The following is a 20,530-nucleotide window of genomic DNA, read 5'->3' as shown; positions in this document are numbered from 1 at the left end:
GCACGACCGGCGCACGCGATCAGGGCATCATCGTCCCGGTCTTCACAAAGCGGTCGTGCCATGACAGCGCCTCGCTCAGAATAGAGGGTGACTGAAGGCCGAAGGATTCGGTCTGGGCGCGGGCGTAATAATCCTCCAGCATCGGTCGGTAGGTCGGATGCGCGCAATTGGCGATAATCGTCTGCGCCTTTTCTCGCGGGCTTAATCCGCGCAGATCGGCCAGCCCCTGTTCGGTGACGATGACCTGCACGTCCTGGCTGATATGGTCGACATGGCTAGCCTGCGGCACGATGGCGGAGATCGCGCCGTTCTTCGCCGTCGATGGCGTCATGAAGATCGAGATATAGGCATTGCGCGCGAAATCGCCCGAACCGCCGATGCCGTTCTGGATCCGCGATCCCATCACATGGGTCGAATTGACCGCGCCATAGATATCGGCCTCGATCAGCCCGTTCATCGCGATGCAGCCCAGCCGTCGGACGATCTCGGGATGGTTGCTGATCTCCTGCGGGCGCAGGATCATCTTGCCGCGATAGCGGTGCATCTCGGCATTGATCCGCTCGGCCGCTTCGGGGCTCAGCGAAAAGGCGGTCGCGCTCGCCATGGTCAGCTTCCCCTCATCGAGGAGGTCGAGCATGCCGTCCTGAATGACCTCGGTGTAGGAGGTCAGCCGCTCGAACGGGCTGTCGACCAGCCCTGACAGTACGGCATTGGCAATGTTGCCCACGCCCGACTGGATCGGCAGCAGCGAGGCGGGCAGGCGGCCCATCCTGACCTCATGGCCAAGGAACTCGAGGATGTGACCCGCAATCGCGCTTGCCGTCGCGTCGGGCGGAGAGAAGGGGGCGTTGCGATCGGGCTTGTCGGTCTCGACGATGGCGACGATCTTGTCCGGGTCGCAGCGCAGCGTGTCCTGCCCGATGCGGTCGTCGGGGCGGACCAGCGGGATCGGCACGCGTTCGGGCGGCAGGGCGGTGCCGTAATAGATGTCGTGCATCCCCTCCAGCGCCTCGCTCTGCCAGCCATTGACCTCGAGGATCACCTTCTTCGCGCGGTCGAGCCATGTCTTGTTGTTGCCAACGGAAGAGGAGGGGATGAGCGATCCGTCCTCGCGGATGCCGACGATTTCGACCACCGCGACATCAAGATCGCCAAGAAACCCCTGCCACGCCATCGGCGCGACCTGGGACAGGTGCATGTCGAAATATTTCATCTCGCCCCGGTTGATGCGGTCGCGGGCGATAGGGTCGGAGTTGTAGGGGAGGCGAAAGTCGATGCCGTCGGCCTTGGCCAAAGCGCCATCGAGTTCGGGGCCGGTCGAGGCTCCGGTCCACATACGGACCTTGAAGGGATTGCCGGCGCCGTGCTCCGCCACGATCCGGTCGGCCAGCGCCAACGGTACGGCCTTGGGGTAGCCGGAGCCGGTAAAGCCGCTCATCCCGACGGTGTCGCCGTTCCGGATGATGGCGGCGGCGTCTTCGGCGCTGGTGACGCGCGAACGCAGCCCGGCATGACGGATACGCATTTCAGGACTCCCTTTTTTGCTTGTGCGCATGCGTTCGCGCCGCAGCGGGGTTTGGGCCAGTGAAAAGACCTCATCCCCTGTTGCGTTTCGCGCAAAAGGCTTGCGAGCGTGTGTGCCTCAAGGTCGGGCGGCGGGTGTCTCAGCCTCATCCATGGCGCGCTTCAGTTCATGCGCGATTACCTCGGCTGGAAAAGCGAACATGTCAGGGAGCGACCCGTCAAAGCCGCCCATGATCCAGTCCGGGCTATTGCCGGGCTGTTTCAAACTCCAGACCACATTACCGAGATGGCGTGTATCGTGGACCCAGATGTCTTCGATGTCTGACCAGCGGACATGTTTTCGGCGCATCCATGGTCCATGGTCGCCGAAAGCTGAAGCCATCGGACCCGATCCACAGGCGGTCAGGCCGCACCAGCATGGCGAGAAAGGCAAGGCCAAGCGGAATGCCGGCAATGACCGCGATCCATCCGCCGAACGGGCCACGAGGCGACGGATCGGAGATGATGAGCATTCCAATGGCAATGGCCGCGCAGCAGGTCGCCAGGCCTGCCAGCGCCTTCCAGCGTGAGCCTGTGAAGTGAATCTCACCCGCCGATACCGGACCGGTTTCGATTTTCAGGCCGCCCGCGACAGCATGCCCGAGCCAAGCAGCAGCAGCAGCTTTACATCCATTGCCAGCCCATCGGCGCGGCGGTCGGCGATATATTGCTCGATCCCCTCAACAGGTACGCGGTGGACGATGATGTCCTCGCCCTCGACCCCGCCGCCATCGCCGGTTTTCGTCAGGTCGCTGGCGATGACCATGGTGAAACTTTCGCTGACCATGCCGGGGGAGGAGAAGAATTCCCCCGCATCCTCAAGCGTGCCGGCGCGAAAGCCGGTCTCTTCCTCCAGCTCACGCCCGGCGGCGGCCAGCGGGCCTTCGTCGGCAGAGCCGTGATCGTCGCCCACCAGCCCTGCGGGCAGTTCGAGGCAGCGGCGCCCCAGCGGCACGCGATATTGCTCGACCAGCAGCACATGGCCGTCATCCACCGCCAGGATCACCGCCGCGCGGATCGAACGGGCGCGGCTCACATATTCCCAGCGGCCCCGCGTCTTGGCGACGATCCAGTCACCCTGCCAGGCGATCTGTTCGGGGGCGTCGTGATCGGGCGTCGTAATTTTATTCATGGGGGGTGGTCAGGTCCGTCAGTTCAAAGTTCGATCAGGCGGTCGGGCAGCTCGTTCTGGTCATCCTCGGCCCGCGGGAAATGTTCAGCCAGCACGGTGCCGACGCTGTCGACCGCGGCGATCATGGCATCGGCGATGCGGCCTTCCTTAAGCTCGCCCAGCATGTTGACCATGGCATCGCCCCAGACCTCGTCCGATACCTTGCCCGCGATCGCCTCGTCGGCGACGATCTCCGCGCGGTGTTCCTGCATGGATAGGTAGATGAGGATGCCGGTGCGCCCATGGGTGCGCCGTTCGGCCCCGACCTTGAAGCAGGATACCGCGCGGCCATGCACGCGTTTCGTCTTTACGATGCCGGGCACCAGCAGCATGCGGAACGGGGTCCATTGCTGCACGATCATCAGCCCAGCGAACTGCACCGCGCCGAACAGGGCGGCAAGCCAGATGACTTCGGCCGGGGTATGCTCGGCCATCCATGCGCCAGTGATCCATTCGTAGAAGGCGAGATAGAAATCGGCATTCAAGGCAAAGGCGATCAGCCCCAGGAACGCCGCCGCCGCCGCCCAGCACAGGGCGACATCGACATAGCCGTCCGATCTGTCGGTAAGGATCGTGACGATCTCACCCGATGTGGACAGTTCGGCCTGAGCCACGGCGTCGCTGACGCGGACGTGGTCGGCTTCGGAAATATAGACGGGTCTTGCCATGGTCCGTGCCTCCTACCAGCTGCCGCTCGCGCCGCCACCGCCGAAGCTGCCGCCGCCGCCCGAGAAGCCGCCGCCGCCGCCGAAGCCACCGCCGCCGAAACCGCCCCCGCCATGGCCGCCGCCCCAGCCGCCACCGCCCCAGATGATGACCGGCACGCCGCCGCGGCGATAACGCCGCGATCCGGTAAGCCCGCGCAGGATCGGCAGAACGAAGAAGACGAGGAAGAACAGGAGAAAGATGATCTCGAACACCCCAATCCCGTCGCCGCTGCGCGCTTCGCGTGCCTGCGTATCGGCGGCAGCCGCGATCTTCTGTGCTTCTTCGGGGGGCAATTGCAGCTGGTCGATCAGCGACTGCGTGCCCGCGATAATGCCGCCCGCCATGTCGCCCTGCTTGAACCGGGGCAGGATCTGCTGGTTGATGATCAGGAAGGAAAGCCCGTCGGTGATGATCGGTTCGAGGCCATAGCCGACCTCGATCCTGACCTTCCGTTCATTGGGCGCGACGATCAGCAGCACGCCATTGTTCTCTTCCGACTGGCCGATGCCCCATGTGCGGCCCAGCTGATAGCCGTAATCCTCGATATTATAGCCCTGTAAGCTCGGGACCGTGGCAACGACCAGCTGCCGGTTCGACTGCGTCTCCAGCGCCGCCAGCTTCTGCGTCAACGCCTGCTCCTGCGTCGGGGAGAGAAGACCCGCATCATCGACGACGCGGCCGGTCAGCTCCGGAAAATCCTGCGCATGGGCAGCGGCTGGCAGCAAAATGGCCAGCATCGCCAGCATGGCGGCGGCAAGCATCTGTACGGTTCTGGTCATGTCTCTTCCGGGGCCGGGCGGGCCAGCCTCGCTTCCATCTGTTCTATCGCCATCATCGCCGCGGCTTCGAAATTGCCGCGGCTGGCGGGGTGCTTCATTGCATTCACCAGCCGTGCGCGAAAGGGGGCGATCGCATCGTCCAGGCTTTTGGAGTTGGAAATGCCCAGCGAACGATCGGCAGGGGAGAACAGCACGATCACCGAAGCCCTTTCATCGCCGCTGTTCCACCAGCCATTGTGATAGCGATTGGTGAAGTCCTTCACCGTCTCGCCGCGCAGGCCCCTTGTGGTGATGACCGCGAAACGCACGCCCGTTTCCGCTTCCGCGTGTTCAAGCCTTTGCCTCAGCCGACGGTCCTCTTCGGCATCGAAAAGCCCCGCCGGATCGATCAGCCCCGCCGGCGCGAGGGTGCTTTTCTCGACATTGGCGGGCGGCAGCGCCCCGCCGACATAGCGGAAAGCGCCGCCGCTCCACGGCATCATCGCGCCTGCGGTCAGCACGAAGGCGGCCGCGAACATGCGCTTGTGCCGGAGGATGAAGTCCGGCCGGTCGTCAGGCTCAGCCGCTTCGCCCCGCCCGGCATCGTTCATGACGGCACACGGGCGGGGTTCCAGGTTCAGAGCACGCTGCCCAGATCTGGCGCCTGCTCGGCATTGGGGGTCACGGCGGTGAAGGTCGCCATCGGCTCGGCCCCGTGGATCAGCTTTGCGCCGATGATGTCGGGGAAGGTGCGGATGGTGGTGTTATATTCGCGCACCGCCTCGTTGTAGTCCTTGATGGCGATATTGATGCGGTTCTCGCTGCCTTCGACCTGGCTTTGCAGCATCTGGAAATTGATCACCGACTGAAGCTGCGGATAGGCTTCCACGCTGGCGAGCAGGCGGCCAAGCCCGGCCGAGAGCTGGCCCTGCGCGGCGGCATATTGCTGCAGCTTCGCAGGGTCTGACAGGTCGGCGTCGGAAACCTGGATGCTGGTGGCTTTCGCCCGCGCCTCGATCACGTCGGTCAGGATCTGGCCCTCGCGCTCGCTCGCGCTCTTGGCGACTTCGGCCAGATTGGGCAGTGCCTGCGCGCGGCGGTCATAGGCGTTCTGCACATCGGCCCAGCGGGCTTTCGCATTTTCCTCTGCCGTGGGCACGGAATTGATGCCGCAGGCCGACAGCAGCAGTGCGGCAAGGCCGACGGCGGCAATGCGCAGGCGATTGATTTTCGACATTTCGGTGTGTTTCCCCGTCTGATCCGTCGGGGCGCCTGATCCGGCACCCCCTCCTGCCAAGCAATATAGGCAGGAGCGCACGCGGGGCCAAGGGCGGCAATCCGCGCGAGGTGGCAAGAGCCATGACAATTGCGGTCAGCAATCGCGGATGCGGGCCGGGCTGGGGACGCGGGCCGTGTCGCGATTGTTTTTGCGCGCTGCGGCGGTAAGGATTTGTCGCAGGGATCAATCGCAAGGGAACCGCGCAGCCCATGTTCAAGGAATTCAAGAAATTCATCGCCCGTGGCAATGTGCTCGACCTTGCCGTCGGCGTGATCATCGGCGCCGCTTTCGGCAAGATCACGACTTCGCTGACGCAGAGCATCATCATGCCGCTGCTTGGCTGGATCTTCGGCACCATGGACTGGTCGAACCATTTCATCCTGCTGGGCGAGATTCCCGAAGGGTATGAAGGCGACATCACCAATTACGCCGCGCTGAAAGAGGCTGGCGTGCCCATGATCGGCTATGGCGATCTTGTCACGCAGATCATCAATTTCCTGCTGATCGCCTTTGCCCTGTTCCTGATTGTGCGCAGCGCGAACAAGGTGATCGAGGAAGTGGAAGAGCAGATGAAGGAAGCCCCCGCCACGAGCGAGGAGCCCGCTGTTCCCACCGATCCCACGCTGGACGTGCTGAAAGAGATCCGCGACGAGCTGAAAGCGGCCAAGAGCGCACCGCCTGCGGCATAGGCTTTTGAGGGCAGGGCGATATTTCGTCGCCCTGCTCACTTCACATTAAGATCAGGATCGCTATATGGAGCGTGCCGGTTTCGGTCGGCTATGGCGATAAATTGCGGTGTGCAATAGGCACAGCGGACCCGGGGGCAGTACCCGGCGGCTCCACCATATACGCCCGTTGTCGGGGGTTGGATCATGGGGCCGAACCAGGATCGACGTGTGTTGAAAGGCACTGTTTTCGCCCGGGCTGAGTAACCCGCATAAGGCTCAAAACACACAAGTGCCAACGACAACGAAGCACTCGCTCTCGCAGCGTAATTTTACGGCCTAACGGCCCGAATTTACAAAGCTAAAGCGCGGTTGGACCCACCGGGCAACAGAAGCGGATTCCGGGGCTCCGGGGGTAGCTAGCAACAGAAACCCCCACCTTCTAATATGAGAGCGCGATGGCTGGATCAGCCAGATCGGCATGTCTCTACCGATCGAATGCGGACTTCGTGTTGCCATACCTCACGAGCGTTCATGACCTATTTCCAGAGCGCAACGGCGAGCGCGATTAAGCTTTTCTGCTAACTCGTCCATGGTGCCGTCGAAAGCCCATATTGTTGGAATCGATACAGAAAACCGATATCGTATATCGTCAACTGACCCATTATCAGATGTAATCGGCTGATATGGGAAGCTTATCGTCTTAAATGTTTTCAGACGCGGGACTTCGAGAATGTCCTTCACCCTGAAGGCATCGGTTAGTTCCCAAATGAACGTTTGGCTGCGTTTGATGCCCCCGCTTATTGCAAAAGCATTCATGTCCGACTGAACCTTGATAGGGCGAATGGTCATCGCGAAGTAGATGGCGCAGGTCAGGAAAAAGGCGAAGACCACTGGAGCAAGCAAAATCATGGCCGCCCAACCTATCACGGCTGTTGGCATATGCAGCTGCATCCCGATCAAAAAGCCGCCAAGTCCTGTAAGGAGCATGGCTGCGAAGCTTTTGCGCCTTGAAGTTACAATAACAAGTTTCCGATCCATCATGGCAATGTGCTGCAATTGCATTTCACAATCCACACCAAACCCGGCCCCATCACCCAATCCTGTACGGTACCACCCCGCGCTGCGCCGGGTCGACCACGATAGTCCGGTCGCCGGGCGGAAAGGCGCGCTGGTCGCAGTTTTCGCGCGGGCACAGGCGGCAGGATATGCCGATGGGGGTGGCAGCGCCCTTTGCCCCTACGTCAAGGCCATCGGCATAGATGAAATCGCCCGCATATTGCGCCTCGCACCCCAGCGCCACGGCATAACGGCGCGGGGGGCGGGTGTAGCTGCCCGATGGCTTCACCAGCCCCTTGGCCATGGAGATATAGCGCACGCCGTCGGGCGTTTCGGCAAGCTGGGTCAGTATGCGGTCGGGGATCGCCACCGCCTCGTGCACGATCCACAGCGGGCACGCGCCGCCAAAGCGGGCGAATTGCAGCGCGGTCGCGGAATGGCGTTTTGTAATGTTCCCCGCCATGTCGACCCGGCAGAAGAAAAACGGAATGCCCCGCGCCCCTTCGCGCTGGAGCGTCGAAAGACGGTGGCAGGCCTGCTCGAAACTGACGGAGAAGCGCTGGCACAATCGGTCGATGTCATGCCGTTCGGAAAGCGCGGCTAGGCGGAACGCTTCATAAGGCATCAGCAGGGAGCCTGCCGCGTAATTGCCAAGCCCGATGCGCAGCAGGTCGCGCGCGGCCTGACTGGCAAGGCCGGAACTGGCGGTGACCTGCGCGATCTCTCCGGCCAATGCGATTCCCGCCAATTGCCACGCCAGCTGGAACCGGCGCGTTTCGGCGGGCTGCGATGCGTCGATGGTCAGCGTGGCGGTCGCATCGTCATATTCGCGCATGCCCGCGCCGCCATTGGCGACCGTCACGCCCAAAGTCGCGGCCAGGGTCAAAAGCGCGGCTTCTGACGGAGAGGCGAGGTCGGGGGCGATGCCCGCGGCAACGGTTTCGGCCCTGCGGTCGAGGATGTCGATGTAATTGCCCTGCTCGTGGAACCAGTCGCGCACCTCCTCCCACGGCAGGCGGTTGGGGGAGGCACCTTCGCCTGCTTCCAGCGCCTCGTCCAGCATTTGCAGCCGTTCGCCCGCATGGCGATAGGCGCCGTGCAGCGCCACGAAGCGTTCGGCCAGATGCGGCTGCTGGCGCACGGCGCGAGTGGCGGTGGCCTCGTCGATGGCATGGGGGAACAGCGGATCGGACGCGGCGCGGCGCAGCGCCTCGGCGCGCAGGTCGATGCTGTCCCACGACCCTTCAGCGCCAGCCTCGTCCAGCTTGAGGTCATAGCGGCGCGACAGCGCGGCGATCAGGCGCGGGGTCAGCGGGCGATCGTCACTCTCAAGCTGTGAGAGATAGGAGACCGAGATGCCCAACGTCTCGGCCATCTCAGCCTGTTTCAGCGATTGCCCATCGCGCAGGGCGCGCAAGGTCTTGCCGGCAAAGATCCGTTGGGGGCGTGTCATGGCAAGGACTTAGCGCGTTTGAGCGGTTTTGCAAAACCGGCGAACAATATTTTGCAAATTCGCATTGGACTTGGCGCAGAGGTGCCGCAATAGCGAGGTCGAGAGGCTACCCGACAAAGGTGGCCCTTAAGGTTTTTCAGCTGGAGAGGGGCTCTCGTCCATAATGTCAGCCAATATCGCAGAACTCGAACGTCGCCGCGAAGCCGCTCGCCTCGGTGGCGGTCAAAAGCGCATCGATGCCCAGCATTCGAAGGGCAAGCTCACCGCACGTGAGCGGCTCGACGTGTTGCTCGATGCGGGGTCGTTCGAAGAAATCGACATGTATGTCGAACATAACTGCGTCGATTTCGGCATGGACGAGAGCCACATCCCCGGCGATGGCGTCGTCACCGGATCGGGGACCATCAACGGTCGCCTCGTTTACGTGTTCAGTCAGGATTTCACCGTCTTCGGCGGCTCGCTCTCCGAACGCCATGCGCAGAAGATCTGCAAGGTGATGGACGCGGCCATGAAGATGGGTGCGCCGATCATCGGTCTCAACGATTCGGGCGGCGCGCGCATTCAGGAAGGCGTGGCGTCGCTGGGCGGCTATGCCGATGTGTTCCAGAAGAACATTCTCGCCTCGGGCGTGATCCCGCAGCTGTCGCTGATCATGGGGCCGTGCGCGGGCGGTGCGGTTTATTCGCCTGCGATGACCGACTTTATCTTCATGGTCGAAGACAGCTCCTACATGTTCGTCACCGGCCCCGAAGTGGTGAAGACCGTGACAAACGAGGTCGTGACGCAGGAAGAGCTGGGCGGCGCATCGACGCATACGACCAAGACCAGCGTTGCCGACCTTGCGTGCGAAAACGACATCACCGCCCTGCTGCAGGCGCGCGACTTCATCGACTTCCTGCCGGGTTCCAACCGCGACGAGGTGCCCGAACGTCCGACCAGCGATCCGTGGGACCGTCTGGAGGACAGCCTCGACACCATCATCCCGGCATCGGCGAACCAGCCCTATGACATGCATGAGGTCATCCGGAAGACCGTCGACGAGGGCGATTTCTTCGAGGTCCAGCCCAGGCATGCCGCGAACATCATCTGCGGTTTCGGCCGCGTCGAAGGCCGCACTGTCGGCATCGTCGCGAACCAGCCGATGGTGCTGGCAGGCGTGCTCGACATCAATTCATCAAAGAAGGCCGCGCGTTTCGTGCGCTTCTGCGATGCGTTCGGTATTCCGATCATCACTTTCGTCGACGTGCCGGGCTTCCTTCCCGGCACCGACCAGGAACACAACGGCATCATCAAGCACGGCGCAAAGCTGCTTTTCGCCTATGGTGAGGCGACCGTGCCCAAGATCACCGTCATCACCCGCAAGGCCTATGGCGGCGCCTATGACGTCATGGCGTCCAAGCATCTGCGCGGCGATCTCAACTACGCATGGCCGACCGCCGAAATCGCGGTGATGGGCGCAAAGGGCGCGGTGGAGATTATCTTCCGACAGGACCGTGACGATCCCGAAAAGATCGCGGCCAAGACCAAGGAATACGAAGACCGCTTCGCCAATCCCTTCGTCGCCGCGTCCAAGGGCTTCATCGACGAGGTCATCATGCCCCACTCCACCCGCCGCCGCATCGCGCTGGGCCTGAGGAAACTCAGGAACAAGGAGCTGGAGAACCCCTGGAAGAAGCACGACAACATCCCGCTGTAAGCGCGCGAATTGATGCATGTCATTGAGGCAGGTGGTGGCCGGGTCCCACCACTTTCCCATCTGAAACATGTAACAAGGGAATATCGCCATGGGTGACTACACCGCCAAGGTTCGCTGGGACATTTCGGAAGGGGAGGTCTTTCCGACCAACAAATACAGCCGCGCCCACACGTGGAGCTTTGACGGCGGTCTTTCCGTTCCCGGCAGCGCCGCGCCCGGTTACCTGCCCGCCGCGTTGATCGACGAAAGCGCGGTCGACCCGGAAGAGGCGCTGCTCGCTTCGGCGGCGAGCTGCCACATGCTATATTTCCTCGCCTATGCCGCGAAAGCAGGGTTCTCGATCCAGAGCTACGAGGACAATCCGCAAGGCCACGTCGAGAAGAACGAGGCGGGCGATCCGTGGGTTTCGACCGTGGTCATGCGCCCCAATGCCGTATTCACGGGTGAGAAAAGGCCGACGATGGAGGAATTGGAAGCCATCCATCACAAGGCGCACAAGAGCTGCATCATCGCCAACAGCCTGAAAAGCGCGATGACGATTGAGCCGATATTGGAGAGTTGAGGCCATGAAACTGGGTAGGATGAACCACCTCGGCTATGCGGTGCCCGACATCGATGCCGCGATCACGCATTATAAGGAGGTGATGGGCGCGAGCGTCGTCACCGAGCCTTTCGACATGCCCGAACAGGGCGTGAAAGTGTGCTTCGTCCATACCCCCGGCGAAAACGGGACCGAGGGGACGCAGGTCGAACTGCTGTCCCCCCTGTCCGAAGCCAGCCCGGTGACCGGCTTCCTTGCGAAGAACCCGCTGGGCGGGCAGCACCATGTCTGTTTCGAAGTGCCTGACATTGCCGAGGCGCGCGAATATTTCGAAGGGGTGGGCAAGCGCATCCTTGGCCCCACACGCATCGGTGCGCATGGCACGCCGATCTTCTTCGTCCATCCCAAGGACATGATGGGCATGCTGACCGAGATCATGGAAACCCCGAAAGGGGCGCATTGATGGCTAGTAAATTCGTCACATCCGAACGGGACGGCGCAGTCCTCACCGTATCCATCGCGCGGCCCGACCGGCTGAACGCGCTGACCCCTGCCGTGTTCGAGCAGCTGACCGCCGCCATCGACGAAGGGCTGGCCGCCGGCGTTCGCGCGCTGGTGCTGTCGGGCGAGGGGCGCTTCTTCTGCTCGGGCGCCGATATACGGTCCGATGGCGAAGGCTATTTCGGCCTGCCGCAGGATCTGGGTGAGCTGATCGACGCGCATTACAATCCCTTCACGCGCAAGCTGATGGACCTGCCGATACCGGTGATCACCGCCATCAATGGCCCGGCAGTGGGCGCGGGGCTTTCGATCGCGTTGGCGGGCGATGTCTCGATCATGGCGAAATCGGGTTTTGCGCTGCTTGCTTTCGTCAATATCGGGCTGGTGCCCGATGCCGGGGCGACATGGCTGGCCGCCCGCGCCGTGGGCCGCACCCGCGCCATGGAACTGGCGCTGCTGGGCGAACAGATGAGCGCGGAGGAGGCCGTGCGCATCGGTCTCGTCACCCGCGTGGCGGAAGATGACAAGGTGCTGGAAGAGGCGCAGGCCATCGCGCATCGTTTGGCCAAGGGCCCGGCCCGCGCCATCGGCATGATCCGCAAGCAGGTCAATGAAGCGCTCGACATGGATTTCGACGAGGTGCTGGACCGCGAGCGCGACAACCAGCGCATCCTTGGCCGCACGGAAGATTTCCGCGAGGCGTTGACCGCATTCGGCCAGAAGCGCCGACCGAATTTCAAGGGGCGCTGAAAAGCGCGCGAGAGGACCGACATGAGCGACCAGAAACCCACGCTGAGCGATTGGCAGGCGACCGCCGACAAGGAAGTCAAAGGTCGCGACCTGACCTGGCACACGCCCGAAGGCATCGACGTGAAGCCGCTTTATACCGAGGCGGATATCACTGACTGGGACCCGGGCCTGCCCGGTTTCGCCCCGTTCACGCGCGGGGTGAAGGCATCGATGTATGCAGGCCGTCCGTGGACGATCCGCCAGTATGCCGGTTTCTCGACCGCGGAGGAATCGAACGCTTTCTATCGCCGCAATCTCGCCGCCGGGCAAAAGGGTCTGTCGGTCGCTTTCGACCTTGCGACCCATCGCGGCTATGACTCCGACCATCCGCGCGTCGTCGGCGATGTCGGCAAGGCGGGCGTTGCCATCGACAGTGTCGAGGACATGAAGATCCTCTTCGACCAGATCCCGCTCGACCAGATGAGCGTGTCGATGACGATGAACGGCGCGGTGATCCCGTGCCTTGCGTTCTATATCATCGCGGCGGAAGAGCAGGGGGTTAGCCCCGACCAGCTGACCGGGACCATTCAGAACGACATTCTGAAGGAGTTCATGGTCCGCAACACCTATATCTATCCGCCCGAACCCAGCATGCGGATCATTTCGGACATCTTCGCCTATACGGCGGACCACATGCCGAAGTTCAACTCGATCTCGATCTCCGGCTATCACATGCAGGAAGCCGGCGCGACGCAGGTGCAGGAGTTGGCCTTCACCATCGCCGATGGCATGGAATATGTGAAATATGGCGTGGCCAGCGGCCTCGACATCGACAAGTTCGCAGGGCGCCTCTCGTTCTTCTTCGCCATCGGCATGAACTTCTTCATGGAAGTGGCGAAACTGCGCGCTGCCCGCACTTTGTGGCACCGCGCGATGACGCAACTGGGCGCGCAATCCGAACGTTCCAAAATGCTGCGCACCCACTGCCAGACCAGCGGCGTGTCTCTGACAGAGCAGGACCCATATAACAACGTCATCCGCACTACGGTCGAGGCAATGGCCGCGATGCTGGGCGGCACGCAGTCGCTCCACACCAATGCGCTGGATGAAGCCATCGCGCTGCCCACCGATTTCAGCGCCCGCATCGCCCGCAACACGCAGATCGTGCTGCAGGAAGAAACGGGGATGACCAATGTGGTCGATCCGCTGGGCGGTTCCTATTACGTCGAGGCGCTGACCAAGAGCCTTGTCGACGAGGCATGGGCCATCATCGAGAAGGTCGAGGCCGAAGGCGGCATGGCGAAAGCCGTGGCAGCCGGCTGGCCCAAGGGCATGATCGAAGAGGCGGCAGCAGGCCGCCAGGCACGCGTCGATAAGGGCGAGGACGTCATCGTTGGCGTCAACAAGTTCCGGCTTCCGCAGGAAGAGCCGATCGAAACGCTCGACATCGACAACACCGCCGTGCGCGAGGCGCAGATCAGGCGGCTGGAGAAGATGCGCAGCACGCGCGACGAGGCGAAGTGCCAGGCTGCGCTGACCGCGCTGCGCGAAGGGGCGAAGGGCGATGGCAACCTGCTGGCCCTTGCGGTGGACGCGGCCCGCGAACGCGCGAGCCTTGGCGAGATTTCGGATGCCATGGAGGCGGCCTTTGGCCGCTACGACACCATGCCCAAGCCCGTAAAGGGCGTGTATGGCGCGGCCTATGCCGATGACAATCGCTATCAGGCGGTGGTCGATGGCGTGGCGGCGGTCGAACGCCGCATGGGCCGCAAGCCCCGCGTGATGATCGCGAAGATGGGGCAGGACGGCCATGACCGCGGCGCGAATGTGATCGCCAGCGCCTTTGGCGACATGGGTTTCGACGTCACCACCGGCCCGCTGTTCCAGACCCCGCAGGAAACGCTGGAGATGGCATTGGACCGGGATGTCGATCTGATCGGCGCATCGAGCCTTGCGGCGGGGCACAAGACGCTGATCCCCGAACTGATCCGCCTGCTGAAGGACAATGGCCGCAGCGACATCAAGGTGACCGCTGGCGGCGTTATCCCGTCGACCGACTATGAATTCCTGCGCAATGCAGGTGTGCAGGGCATCTATGGCCCCGGCACCAATGTGGTCGAGGCGGCGGCGGATGTGCTGCGCCTGTTGGGCCACAACATGCCGCCAGCGGATATGGACGAGGCGGCTGAGTGAAGCGTATCGTTCGCCTTTCAGTTATCGGATTTGCTGTCTGTTCGACGCTGTTCTGGATGACAGTGTTCACGCTCCGGGACATGGTGTTCGGCGTCCGTGCCATGGCTTATGGCGCTGAGCCGACCATGGCGCAGCACTGGCTGTTTGGAACGCTTCCGGCGGTGCTTTACGGCGTGATCTGCTGGGTCTTCCTTAACTGGTTCGCAAAGCGGATTTTCAAGCTGGCGAGGGCGCAATGATCCCTAAGCCCGCCCTCGGATTCTCGGTCGAAACGCTGCTGCCTGATGCACGGGTCTCCGGCCCGCTGCGCATGGGGCTGGTGCGTCTGGCCGAGAGTGAGTGGCTGGCGCCAGACCCCAATCTCGCCTGCCGCAATGCCGCGTTCGACGCGCACCCGGAGGCGGTGCATGTCCTCCCCGAAGCGCGCGCTGCCGAAACCGAGCTGTGCGAAATGCTGGGTGTCTCGGGCGGGATCGAACAGGCCGCCCGCGCGCATTGGGAGGATTTTTGCATCCTCACGCAGGATGCGCCCGGCAGCGAATACCGGTTGACCGGAGCTGCCGTCGCCTTCCCGACCGACTGGCACCTTTCCGAGAAAATGGGCCGCGCCATCGTCAAGGTACACGAACCCATCGACGGCTATGCCGAGCAACTTTCTGCCGGGGTCGACCGCTTTCTTGCCGGGCTTCGTGCGCCGCATGTGTTCGGGCGCACCAACGCATTCGTCATGGCGAATGGCATGTATCGTTATCTGCCGACCGACGATCCGGCGACGCGGTTCTCTCACGTCACGCCCGAAAACGCGGGCACAACCCTGTTCGTCCGGTGCGAACGCGAAACGCTGCGCCGCCTGCCGAAAACGCAGGCCATCGTCTTCACCATCGGCGTGCATGTGACTGCGCTGGGATCGCTTGGCGATGCGGCGGTGCAAAGGGTGGCTGAAACTTTGGACGGATTCGGGCATGGAGAGGGTGACCGACGCGCCGCGCCGCATTATGCCGCAGCGCTTCAGGCCTATGCCGATGCGCGCAAGAGGAAAGCAGCATGACCATCCCCCGTTCCGAAACCCGCCATGACTGGACGCGCGAGGAAATCGCCGCCCTGTTCGACCTGCCCTTCACCGAGCTGGTGTTCCGCGCCGCTGAAACGCACCGCGCCCACCACCGTCCGAACGAGGTGCAGCGTTCGACCCTGCTCTCGATCAAGACCGGCGGCTGCCCCGAAGACTGCGGCTATTGCAGCCAGTCCGCGCATAATGACGCAGGCGTAAAAGCGACCAAGCTGATGGAAGTGCAGCAGGTGTTGCAGGCCGCCGCGCAGGCGAAGGACATGGGCTCGACGCGTTTCTGCATGGGTGCCGCCTTCCGCAACCCCAAGGCGCGCGAGATGCCGATGCTGACCGATATGGTCCGGCAGGTGAAGGCGATGGGCATGGAGACCTGCATGACCGCGGGCATGCTGACCGGCGAACAGGCCGCGCAGCTGGCTGACGCAGGCCTCGATTATTACAACCACAACATCGACACCGGCCCTGAATATTACGAACGCGTGGCCAGCACGCGCAGCCTTGGCGATCGTCTGCTGACGCTGGAGCATGTTCGCGCAGCCGGTATCAACGTGTGCTGCGGCGGCATTGTCGGCATGGGCGAGACGCGCGACGATCGCGTCGGCTTCATCCATGTGCTGGCGACGATGGAGGATCACCCCGAAAGCGTGCCGGTCAACGCGCTGGTGCCGGTGAAGGGCACGCCGCTTGGCGACATGCTGGCCGATACGCCGCTGGCTCAGATCGACGAGATCGAATTCGTCCGCACCGTTGCGGTGGCGCGCATCACCATGCCCGAATCCATGGTCCGCCTGTCAGCAGGGCGTGAGAGCATGAGCGCATCGACGCAGGCCCTGTGCTTCCTGTCAGGTGCGAATTCGATCTTCAGCGGCGAAAAGCTGCTGACCGCACCCAATGCGGGCGATGACAGCGACGATGCCCTGTTCGACCGCCTGGGTCTTGAACCCATGCCGGCCGAACATTGCGCGAAGATCCCTGCGGAGGCTGCCGAGTGAAAATTGCTATCGCCCTCCTGCCTATGCTGATGGCCGGTTGCGGTCAGGTGGGCGATGCCGCGCATTATGCCGTTGGCAGCGCGGATGATCTGGGCAAGATGCGCGTTGCCGCGCATGATTGCGGCGCGTCGCAGATGCGGATCGATAAGGTCGACGACACGCAGTGGGTGTTTGTCACCTATGGCGCGTCTGCTGCGGCGAAGGATTGCTTCCGCAAATGGGTGCACGACAATGCGCCCGACATCGAACTGACCGCGCCGCGACTGAAGGAGATGGGCTATGATGCTTAGTCTCCTGCTGCTGGCCGCCGCGCAAGCGGCCAGCCCCTGCGACAATGCCATGACGCAGGCCGACATGAACCAGTGCTCCATGGAAGAGTACGAGGCCGCCGATGGCGCGCTGAACGCCGCGTGGGCCGACGCCCGCGCACAGGCGAAAGCGTCCGGCACCTATGACAGCCTGCTCACCGCGCAGCGCGCGTGGATCGCCTTTCGCGATGCGCACTGCAAGGCGGTGGCCGCGCCCTATGCGGGCGGCTCGATCCTGCCGCTCATCCATAACCGCTGCATGACGCGGCTGACCCAAACGCGGACCGCGCAATTGCGCGAGATGGCCGAAACGAACTGACCCCAGAGAGGAAGCGACACGTGTTCAAGAAGATCCTGATTGCCAATCGCGGCGAAATCGCCTGCCGCGTGATCAAGACTGCCCGTGCCATGGGGATCGAGACCGTGGCCGTCTATTCCGACGCCGACGCCCGCGCGCCTTTCGTGAAAATGGCGGATGAGGCCGTGCATATCGGCCCCGCGACGGCGTCCGAAAGCTATCTGGTCGCCGACAAGATCATCGCCGCCGCTAAGCAGACCGGGGCCGAGGCCGTGCATCCGGGTTATGGCTTCCTGTCCGAACGCGCCAGCTTCGTCGAGGCGCTGGCCGCAGAGAACATCGCCTTCATCGGCCCGCCCGCCAAGGCGATCGCCGCCATGGGCGACAAGATCGAATCCAAGAAGATCGCGCGCGAGGCGGGCGTGAACGTGGTGCCCGGCTTCGTGGGCGAAATCCGCGATACCGAACACGCGGTCGAGATCAGCAATGACATCGGCTATCCGGTGATGATGAAGGCTTCGGCAGGCGGCGGCGGCAAGGGCATGCGCCTCGCCTATAGCGAAAAGGACGTTCGCGAAGGCTTCGAGGCGACCAAGCGCGAAGGCCTGAATTCCTTTGGCGACGACCGCGTCTTCATCGAGAAGTTCATCGAGGACCCGCGCCATATCGAGATCCAGATCCTCGGCGATCAGCACGGCAATGTGCTGTATCTCAACGAACGCGAATGCTCGATCCAGCGCCGCCACCAGAAGGTCGTGGAAGAAGCGCCGTCGCCCTTCGTCACGCCTGCCATGCGCAAGGCGATGGGCGAGCAATGCGTCGCCCTGTCGAAGGCGGTCGGCTATTTCAGCGCGGGCACGGTCGAGCTGATCGTTTCCGGCGCGGACAAGACGGGGGAGAGCTTCTACTTCCTCGAAATGAACACCCGCCTGCAGGTGGAGCACCCCGTGACCGAGGCGATCACCGGTGTCGACCTTGTCGAGCAGATGATCCGCGTCGCCGCTGGCGAAGAACTTTCGTTCACTCAGGACGATGTGAAGATCGACGGCTGGGCCATCGAGAACCGCGTCTATGCCGAAGATCCCTATCGCGGCTTCCTGCCCTCGACGGGCCGCCTTGTCCGCTATGACCCGCCGGTCGATGGCTGGGCGGATGACGGAGCGGAAAATGGCCGCCGCGGCGTCGATGGCATCCGCGTGGACGACGGCGTCTATGAAGGCGGCGAAGTCTCGATGTTCTACGACCCCATGATCGCCAAGCTCGTCACCTGGGCACCCACCCGTGACGAAGCCGCCGACTTGCAGATCGCGGCGCTCGATGCTTTCGACATCGAGGGGCTGGGCCATAATATCGACTTCCTCTCGGCCATCATGCAGCACCCGCGCTTCCGCAGCGGTGAGCTGACGACGGGCTTCATCGCCGAGGAATATCCCGAAGGCTTCGAAGGCGCGGCCACCGGTGACGAGCTGAAGGTGAAGCTTGCCGCCATCGCCGGTTTCATCGCCACCGCCCACGCCGACCGCGCCCGCCGCATCGACGGGCAGCTTGGTCCCCGCCTCGCGCCGCCGTCCGAATGGGTGGTCACGCAGGGCGACGAAACCTATGAAGTCAGCCTGTCGAAGGACAGTGTCAGCGTAAACGGCGCGAGTGTCGATATCTCGATGGAATACACCCCTGGCGAGCGGCTGGTGAACGCGGTCTTCGACAGCGACGAGGAAGGCGAGGGCGGCGATCCTCTGACCGTCAAGGTCGAGCCGGTGCCTGCCGGTTTTGCCCTGACCACCCGCGGCGCACGCCATTCCCTGCGCGTGCTGCCCGCCCATGTGGCGCAGTTCAGCAAGCACATGATCGAGAAGATCCCGCCCGATATGTCGAAGTTCCTCGTCTGCCCGATGCCCGGCCTGCTGGTGTCATTGAACGTGGAAGAGGGCGATTCCGTCGAACTGGGCCAGCCGCTGGCCGTGGTCGAGGCGATGAAGATGGAGAACATCCTGCGGGCGGAGAAGTCCGGAACGGTGAAATCTGTCAACGCAAAGGCTGGGGACAGTCTTGCAGTCGACGCGATCATCCTCGAAATGGAATGAATGCACGTAGATCAAAACGCCCAGACACCGCCTGCCGATGAAATCGCCTTTGACGATTTCCTCAAGGTCGACATTCGCATCGGCACGGTGGTGAAGGCAGAGCCGTTCCCCAAGGCCCGCAAGCCGAGCCTGATCCTCCATATCGACTTCGGCCCCGCGGTTGGCGTGCGCAAGACGAGCGCGCAGATCGCGACGCTTTATACGCCCGAAGATCTGATCGGTCGGCAGCTGGCGGGCGTGGTCAATTTCCCGCCGCGCCAGATCGGCCCGATGAAGTCCGAGGTGCTGACCCTGGGCTTCGCCGATGCGGAGGGGCGGATCACGTTGTTCTCACCCGATCACAAGGTGCCCGATGGGGCGCGCCTGCTCTAATTCCCGTGCAGCGCGTCTGGACCATCGGTTACGAAGGGGCGAGCGTCCCTGCGGTCATTGATGCGCTGAAAGAGGCGGGGGTGGAGGTGCTGGCCGATGTGCGGGCGCTGCCCCTGTCGCGCCGCCCCGGCTTTTCGAAAACCGCGCTGGCGGGCGCGGCGGCAGAGGCGGGCATCGCCTATCGCCACTTCAAGCCATTGGGCACGCCGAAGGAGGGACGCGAGGCGGCGCGAAAAGGCGACCTCGCCGCGCTTCGGCAGATCTATGCGGGACAGTTGGAATTGCCCGAAGCGCTGGCGGCAGCTGCCGAATTGCGCGATCTGGCCGCTGAGCGACCCACGGCGCTGCTGTGCTTTTGCGGGAATGCTGCGAAATGCCACCGCTCGCTTCTACGCGCCGCCATGCTCGACGATTTCGAGGCTGTGGATTTATCGCCCCGGCTCTGAGCGATCAGTGCGGGCCCCTGCTATCTTTACCGAAACGCAACGCTGGCGCGGCCAATGTGACAGCGTGCCTGACACGAAAGGAAACCGCCCCGTGCGCAAGATCGCCATTTGCCTCGCCCTCGTCGCCTGTTCCAGCACATCGGGCTGCATCGCCCTATTGGCAGGCGCTGCCGGCGCGGGCACCGTTGCCTGCACCGAGAAGGAAATCGACTGTCCGGTGGATTGAGCGGGGGGTGGAATGATGAAGCGGGCAGGTCTAGCCTTATCGCTGGGCTTGGTATCTGTGTTGCTCGCGGGCTGCCAAAGGGAAGCGCGCTTGGAGACACCAGCGTTCTTCGAAAGTAAGACTGGCATTCCGCTTTGCGATCGCGCCACGGTCGAGAATGTCAGGATCGGCGAGCATGATTACGAGACGGACTTCACCTATGGCGTTCGGCTAACGCTGCCCGGTGACTGCAAGGCTCGCTTTTTCGACGCGCTGAATAAGCGGCTCGGTGGAGGGTGTACGCCTACAAGCAGGTGCAATTTCATGGACGACAACAGCTGGTCCTATGAAATCGGCAAAATGCAGGACAGACAGCTGAAGTTTGTCCTTCGGGCGACCTGAGCAGTCGCTGTCTAACGGTCAGGCTCTGCGGGAAGGGT

Annotated in this window: 25 protein-coding genes and 1 other RNA gene; 17 read left to right on the top strand and 9 right to left on the bottom strand. The window is 63.0% G+C overall.

The window, feature by feature from the left end:
- Nucleotides 1-19: 19 nt before the first annotated feature.
- From A9D13_RS00855 to A9D13_RS00825, 7 genes are all read right to left on the bottom strand, one after another.
- On the bottom strand, nucleotides 20-1,525 hold the full coding sequence (locus tag A9D13_RS00855; protein ID WP_066768761.1) for a succinyl-CoA:acetate CoA-transferase ScpC: 1,506 nt from the start codon (nucleotides 1,523-1,525) through the stop codon (nucleotides 20-22).
- A 117-nt stretch (nucleotides 1,526-1,642) separates the two neighbouring features.
- On the bottom strand, nucleotides 1,643-1,906 hold the full coding sequence (locus tag A9D13_RS00850; RefSeq protein ID WP_172808063.1) for a hypothetical protein: 264 nt from the start codon (nucleotides 1,904-1,906) through the stop codon (nucleotides 1,643-1,645).
- Between the two features lie 234 nt (nucleotides 1,907-2,140).
- Nucleotides 2,141-2,695 carry an NUDIX hydrolase gene (locus A9D13_RS00845; RefSeq protein WP_066768748.1) on the bottom strand — a complete coding sequence of 185 codons (555 nt, stop codon included), beginning with the start codon at nucleotides 2,693-2,695 and terminating at the stop codon, nucleotides 2,141-2,143.
- A gap of 23 nt (nucleotides 2,696-2,718) precedes the next feature.
- The gene (locus A9D13_RS00840; RefSeq protein WP_066768746.1) at nucleotides 2,719-3,402 is read right to left on the bottom strand and encodes a TPM domain-containing protein; all 684 of its coding nucleotides are present in this window, start codon (nucleotides 3,400-3,402) and stop codon (nucleotides 2,719-2,721) included.
- 12 nt (nucleotides 3,403-3,414) lie between these two features.
- On the bottom strand, nucleotides 3,415-4,221 hold the full coding sequence (locus A9D13_RS00835) for a TPM domain-containing protein (RefSeq protein ID WP_229665534.1): 807 nt from the start codon (nucleotides 4,219-4,221) through the stop codon (nucleotides 3,415-3,417).
- Complete coding sequence (locus A9D13_RS00830) at nucleotides 4,218-4,811, bottom strand: TPM domain-containing protein (RefSeq protein ID WP_066768741.1); 594 nt, start codon at nucleotides 4,809-4,811, stop codon at nucleotides 4,218-4,220. Before A9D13_RS00830 ends, A9D13_RS00835 begins: the two co-directional genes overlap by 4 nt.
- A 26-nt stretch (nucleotides 4,812-4,837) precedes the next feature.
- On the bottom strand, nucleotides 4,838-5,437 hold the full coding sequence (locus A9D13_RS00825) for a LemA family protein (protein WP_066768740.1): 600 nt from the start codon (nucleotides 5,435-5,437) through the stop codon (nucleotides 4,838-4,840).
- Nucleotides 5,438-5,688: 251 nt separating this feature from the next.
- On the opposite strand from A9D13_RS00825, the gene mscL reads away from it, so the two are divergent.
- Together mscL and ssrA are read left to right on the top strand one after the other, a co-directional pair.
- The gene (mscL, locus tag A9D13_RS00820) at nucleotides 5,689-6,168 is read left to right on the top strand and encodes a large conductance mechanosensitive channel protein MscL (RefSeq protein ID WP_066768738.1); all 480 of its coding nucleotides are present in this window, start codon (nucleotides 5,689-5,691) and stop codon (nucleotides 6,166-6,168) included.
- 35 nt (nucleotides 6,169-6,203) lie between these two features.
- Nucleotides 6,204-6,547, top strand: a transfer-messenger RNA (tmRNA) gene (gene ssrA / locus A9D13_RS00815).
- A 119-nt stretch (nucleotides 6,548-6,666) separates the two neighbouring features.
- On the opposite strand, the gene A9D13_RS00810 is transcribed toward ssrA, so the two are convergent.
- Both A9D13_RS00810 and A9D13_RS00805 read right to left on the bottom strand, forming a co-directional pair.
- Nucleotides 6,667-7,209, bottom strand: coding sequence for a hypothetical protein (locus A9D13_RS00810; RefSeq protein ID WP_066768736.1), 543 nt, complete (start codon nucleotides 7,207-7,209; stop codon nucleotides 6,667-6,669).
- 28 nt (nucleotides 7,210-7,237) lie between these two features.
- Entirely contained in the window at nucleotides 7,238-8,656 is a 1,419-nt protein-coding gene (locus A9D13_RS00805) for a helix-turn-helix domain-containing protein (RefSeq protein WP_066768733.1), read from the bottom strand.
- Nucleotides 8,657-8,819: 163 nt separating this feature from the next.
- Between A9D13_RS00805 and A9D13_RS00800 the strand changes: the two genes are divergently transcribed.
- The 15 genes from A9D13_RS00800 (at nucleotide 8,820) to A9D13_RS00735 (ending at nucleotide 20,492) form a co-directional block, all read left to right on the top strand.
- Nucleotides 8,820-10,352 carry an acyl-CoA carboxylase subunit beta gene (locus tag A9D13_RS00800; protein ID WP_066768729.1) on the top strand — a complete coding sequence of 511 codons (1,533 nt, stop codon included), beginning with the start codon at nucleotides 8,820-8,822 and terminating at the stop codon, nucleotides 10,350-10,352.
- Between the two features lie 88 nt (nucleotides 10,353-10,440).
- The gene (locus tag A9D13_RS00795; protein ID WP_066768727.1) at nucleotides 10,441-10,914 is read left to right on the top strand and encodes an OsmC family protein; all 474 of its coding nucleotides are present in this window, start codon (nucleotides 10,441-10,443) and stop codon (nucleotides 10,912-10,914) included.
- Nucleotides 10,915-10,918: 4 nt separating this feature from the next.
- A complete protein-coding gene (mce, locus tag A9D13_RS00790; RefSeq protein ID WP_066768726.1) occupies nucleotides 10,919-11,356 on the top strand; it encodes a methylmalonyl-CoA epimerase in 438 nt (145 codons plus the stop codon).
- Nucleotides 11,356-12,144 (top strand): enoyl-CoA hydratase-related protein, encoded by a 789-nt coding sequence (locus tag A9D13_RS00785; RefSeq protein ID WP_066768724.1) that lies wholly within the window; start codon nucleotides 11,356-11,358, stop codon nucleotides 12,142-12,144. The genes mce and A9D13_RS00785 overlap by 1 nt, the downstream gene beginning before the upstream one ends.
- 21 nt (nucleotides 12,145-12,165) lie before the next feature.
- On the top strand, nucleotides 12,166-14,316 hold the full coding sequence (scpA, locus tag A9D13_RS00780; protein ID WP_066768722.1) for a methylmalonyl-CoA mutase: 2,151 nt from the start codon (nucleotides 12,166-12,168) through the stop codon (nucleotides 14,314-14,316).
- Entirely contained in the window at nucleotides 14,313-14,555 is a 243-nt protein-coding gene (locus A9D13_RS00775) for a hypothetical protein (protein ID WP_066768720.1), read from the top strand. The genes scpA and A9D13_RS00775 overlap by 4 nt, the downstream gene beginning before the upstream one ends.
- Entirely contained in the window at nucleotides 14,552-15,364 is an 813-nt protein-coding gene (locus tag A9D13_RS00770; RefSeq protein ID WP_066768713.1) for a heme-dependent oxidative N-demethylase subunit alpha family protein, read from the top strand. The genes A9D13_RS00775 and A9D13_RS00770 overlap by 4 nt, the downstream gene beginning before the upstream one ends.
- Nucleotides 15,361-16,377 carry a biotin synthase BioB gene (gene bioB / locus A9D13_RS00765; protein WP_066768707.1) on the top strand — a complete coding sequence of 339 codons (1,017 nt, stop codon included), beginning with the start codon at nucleotides 15,361-15,363 and terminating at the stop codon, nucleotides 16,375-16,377. The genes A9D13_RS00770 and bioB overlap by 4 nt, the downstream gene beginning before the upstream one ends.
- Entirely contained in the window at nucleotides 16,374-16,667 is a 294-nt protein-coding gene (locus tag A9D13_RS00760; RefSeq protein ID WP_156521846.1) for a hypothetical protein, read from the top strand. Before bioB ends, A9D13_RS00760 begins: the two co-directional genes overlap by 4 nt.
- Nucleotides 16,657-17,004 carry a lysozyme inhibitor LprI family protein gene (locus A9D13_RS00755; RefSeq protein WP_066768696.1) on the top strand — a complete coding sequence of 116 codons (348 nt, stop codon included), beginning with the start codon at nucleotides 16,657-16,659 and terminating at the stop codon, nucleotides 17,002-17,004. The genes A9D13_RS00760 and A9D13_RS00755 overlap by 11 nt, the downstream gene beginning before the upstream one ends.
- A gap of 20 nt (nucleotides 17,005-17,024) precedes the next feature.
- Entirely contained in the window at nucleotides 17,025-19,067 is a 2,043-nt protein-coding gene (locus tag A9D13_RS00750; RefSeq protein WP_066768692.1) for an acetyl-CoA carboxylase biotin carboxylase subunit, read from the top strand.
- Entirely contained in the window at nucleotides 19,068-19,439 is a 372-nt protein-coding gene (locus A9D13_RS00745; protein WP_066768690.1) for a tRNA-binding protein, read from the top strand.
- A 5-nt stretch (nucleotides 19,440-19,444) separates the two neighbouring features.
- Nucleotides 19,445-19,885, top strand: a complete 441-nt coding sequence (locus A9D13_RS00740) for a DUF488 domain-containing protein (protein WP_066768684.1) — start codon at nucleotides 19,445-19,447, stop codon at nucleotides 19,883-19,885.
- Nucleotides 19,886-19,976: 91 nt separating this feature from the next.
- Nucleotides 19,977-20,111 (top strand): hypothetical protein, encoded by a 135-nt coding sequence (locus A9D13_RS21220; protein ID WP_268235853.1) that lies wholly within the window; start codon nucleotides 19,977-19,979, stop codon nucleotides 20,109-20,111.
- Nucleotides 20,112-20,201: 90 nt separating this feature from the next.
- Nucleotides 20,202-20,492: a hypothetical protein gene (locus A9D13_RS00735; protein WP_156521845.1), complete on the top strand. Its 291-nt coding sequence runs from the start codon at nucleotides 20,202-20,204 to the stop codon at nucleotides 20,490-20,492.
- The last annotated feature ends 38 nt before the right edge of the window (nucleotides 20,493-20,530 follow it).

Source organism: Croceicoccus mobilis, assembly GCF_001661965.1.
GTDB lineage: Bacteria > Pseudomonadota > Alphaproteobacteria > Sphingomonadales > Sphingomonadaceae > Croceicoccus > Croceicoccus mobilis.
This window is presented reverse-complemented; position numbering and strand designations above follow the sequence as displayed.

What these genes read in the sequence shown, in the direction of transcription:
- A9D13_RS00805 (WP_066768733.1), bottom strand. Translation starts at nt 8,656, where the DNA reads ATGACACGCCCCCAACGGATCTTTGCCGGCAAGACCTTGCGCGCCCTG.
- A9D13_RS00795 (WP_066768727.1), top strand. Translation starts at nt 10,441, where the DNA reads ATGGGTGACTACACCGCCAAGGTTCGCTGGGACATTTCGGAAGGGGAG.
- A9D13_RS00825 (WP_066768740.1), bottom strand. Translation starts at nt 5,437, where the DNA reads ATGTCGAAAATCAATCGCCTGCGCATTGCCGCCGTCGGCCTTGCCGCA.
- A9D13_RS00830 (WP_066768741.1), bottom strand. Translation starts at nt 4,811, where the DNA reads ATGAACGATGCCGGGCGGGGCGAAGCGGCTGAGCCTGACGACCGGCCG.
- A9D13_RS00840 (WP_066768746.1), bottom strand. Translation starts at nt 3,402, where the DNA reads ATGGCAAGACCCGTCTATATTTCCGAAGCCGACCACGTCCGCGTCAGC.
- A9D13_RS00850 (WP_172808063.1), bottom strand. Translation starts at nt 1,906, where the DNA reads ATGGCTTCAGCTTTCGGCGACCATGGACCATGGATGCGCCGAAAACAT.
- A9D13_RS00755 (WP_066768696.1), top strand. Translation starts at nt 16,657, where the DNA reads ATGATGCTTAGTCTCCTGCTGCTGGCCGCCGCGCAAGCGGCCAGCCCC.
- mscL (WP_066768738.1), top strand. Translation starts at nt 5,689, where the DNA reads ATGTTCAAGGAATTCAAGAAATTCATCGCCCGTGGCAATGTGCTCGAC.
- A9D13_RS00800 (WP_066768729.1), top strand. Translation starts at nt 8,820, where the DNA reads ATGTCAGCCAATATCGCAGAACTCGAACGTCGCCGCGAAGCCGCTCGC.
- A9D13_RS00770 (WP_066768713.1), top strand. Translation starts at nt 14,552, where the DNA reads ATGATCCCTAAGCCCGCCCTCGGATTCTCGGTCGAAACGCTGCTGCCT.
- A9D13_RS00835 (WP_229665534.1), bottom strand. Translation starts at nt 4,221, where the DNA reads ATGACCAGAACCGTACAGATGCTTGCCGCCGCCATGCTGGCGATGCTG.
- A9D13_RS00745 (WP_066768690.1), top strand. Translation starts at nt 19,068, where the DNA reads ATGCACGTAGATCAAAACGCCCAGACACCGCCTGCCGATGAAATCGCC.
- scpA (WP_066768722.1), top strand. Translation starts at nt 12,166, where the DNA reads ATGAGCGACCAGAAACCCACGCTGAGCGATTGGCAGGCGACCGCCGAC.
- mce (WP_066768726.1), top strand. Translation starts at nt 10,919, where the DNA reads ATGAAACTGGGTAGGATGAACCACCTCGGCTATGCGGTGCCCGACATC.
- A9D13_RS00855 (WP_066768761.1), bottom strand. Translation starts at nt 1,525, where the DNA reads ATGCGTATCCGTCATGCCGGGCTGCGTTCGCGCGTCACCAGCGCCGAA.
- A9D13_RS00810 (WP_066768736.1), bottom strand. Translation starts at nt 7,209, where the DNA reads ATGCAATTGCAGCACATTGCCATGATGGATCGGAAACTTGTTATTGTA.
- A9D13_RS00785 (WP_066768724.1), top strand. Translation starts at nt 11,356, where the DNA reads ATGGCTAGTAAATTCGTCACATCCGAACGGGACGGCGCAGTCCTCACC.
- A9D13_RS00845 (WP_066768748.1), bottom strand. Translation starts at nt 2,695, where the DNA reads ATGAATAAAATTACGACGCCCGATCACGACGCCCCCGAACAGATCGCC.
- bioB (WP_066768707.1), top strand. Translation starts at nt 15,361, where the DNA reads ATGACCATCCCCCGTTCCGAAACCCGCCATGACTGGACGCGCGAGGAA.